Source organism: Mesobacillus sp. (assembly GCF_049588175.1).
Taxonomy (GTDB): domain Bacteria; phylum Bacillota; class Bacilli; order Bacillales; family Cytobacillaceae; genus Mesobacillus.
Map to the genome: position 1 here is coordinate 1 of NZ_JBAVFI010000336.1, position 1,940 is coordinate 1,940.

Below are 1,940 nucleotides of genomic sequence, written 5' to 3' on the forward strand. Positions count from 1 at the left end.
ATTCACTCTACCGTATCCATCTTACCCATGATTACACATTTTAAACAAAAAATCAGTCTTGCAAAGCCAATGAATCTACCCTATAATAGGTAAGCGTAACGCTAACTTGGTTAAGCGGTACACCTATTAAAAATAGGCCCTCGTGGTGCAACGGATAGCACGTAAGATTCCGGTTCTTGAGATGTGGGTTCGATTCCTGCCGAGGGCGCTGTCAAAACCTCTTGTCTGATATCAGGCAAGGGGTTTTTCTATTTTCCGAGTTGAACAACCCTTTTTATTGCTGAGAGGACAATTTTGAAAACGATGCCAAATTCTTTCCATACACCAATACCTATTTATCATGTAAAATAAGTGCAGGGGTGATTTAGATGGATCTTAAAGCCGGATTGTGGCAGAAGCAGACTTTAAAATTGGCGATGACTCAAGAACTTTCCCAGGCGATTGCGCTTTTGCAATATTCTGCCCAGGAGCTTGCTGCTTTTCTTGAAGCTAAATCAATGGAAAATCCCCTGATTCAAGTAGACTTTAAAAATATCACTACTTTTGATTCAGGCATGGACCGCACGAGAAAGACGCTGAAACGGACTTTCGAGCGTGATCAGAAAAACCTGATCGAGCAAATTGGCTCGAGTGAGAGCGAAACTCTCGAAGACTATCTCCTTTCACAATTAAATTTGCTTTGCGTTACACCTGAGCAAAAACATATTTTACATGTATTAATTGAAAACATAGATGAAAACGGTTACCTGAAGGATGACGTTACAAAAAGGATAAACCAGCCAGAAGAAGCCATATATTCAGCAATGAAAAAATTACAGGCCTTGGATCCAGCGGGAATCGCGGCCCGGGACCTGCAGGAGTGCTTGCTCCTTCAGCTGGAGCGTAAAAACCCGACACCTGAAAATGAGCTATCCAAAAAAATAATCGCGGAACACTTCCTCCTTTTTGCCGAGAAAAAGTGGAAACCACTGGCGAAAATGCTGAGCATTGATATAAAGGACATCCAAAAAGTCCATGATTATGTCCAGCAGCTAAATCCAAAGCCAGGAGCTATTTTTCAAAGAGAGAAGCCAGCCTACATCGTACCTGATGTGGTCGTGAAGCGTGACGGCGAAGAACTGTCAGTCAGTGTGTTTGATGCCTTGATCCCGAAGATATCATTTAATGAAGGATATTACCGGGAGCTTTCAAACCATAAAGATTCAGAAGTGAACAAATTCCTCCAGGAAAAACAAGGGGATTTCCAGTGGATTCAGCGCAGCCTTGAGCAGCGGAAGGAAACGATGTTAAGGGTATCGATGAAAATTATTGAAAAGCAAAGGGAGTTTTTCCTGATAGGGCCTGCCCACTTAAATCCGATGACGATGAGAGAAGTCGCCGAAGAACTCGAGATCCATGAATCCACGGTAAGCCGAACAGTCAGGGAAAAATATATGCAGACACCATCAGGGACATATGAATTAAAATCATTTTTTACAAGCTCCGTGCAAACGACTGAAAACGACCAGGCTTCTTCGCAAAAGGTGAAAGCGGCGATTGAACTTCTTATAAAAGAAGAAAATAAGCAAAAACCAGTTTCGGACCAGGATATCGTTGAAATGCTCAAGGAACGGGAAGGGATGGTGCTTTCCCGGAGAACCGTAGCCAAGTACCGTGACCAGCTTGGCATCCCATCTTCATCAAAGCGCAAACGATTTGATTGATTTTATATGGTTCGTTTTTTATGATTTCGGAATAAAACATAGAATTCCGGAATATAATTTATTTTTTCGGAATAAAACGCAGAATTCCGGAATATAATCGATTTTTCCGGAATAAAACGCAATATTCCGGAATATAATCCAATCGGTTTTTTCCGGAATAGATATTGAATGTTGATTTTTTAAACTCTGTTGATTGTAGTGGAAGGCGCGTAGACTCCTGCGGGCTCAAGCTGGACA

1 protein-coding gene and 1 tRNA gene are annotated in these 1,940 nt (G+C 41.9%); both read left to right on the forward strand.

Translation table 11 applies throughout. The annotated features are described in order from the left end of the window. Positions 1-136 precede the first annotated feature (136 nt). Positions 137-208 (forward strand) — tRNA-Arg (locus tag WB217_RS08415). A 160-nt stretch (positions 209-368) separates the two neighbouring features. Further along, entirely contained in the window at positions 369-1,703 is a 1,335-nt protein-coding gene (rpoN, locus tag WB217_RS08420; RefSeq protein ID WP_423992482.1) for an RNA polymerase factor sigma-54, read from the forward strand. The last annotated feature ends 237 nt before the right edge of the window (positions 1,704-1,940 follow it).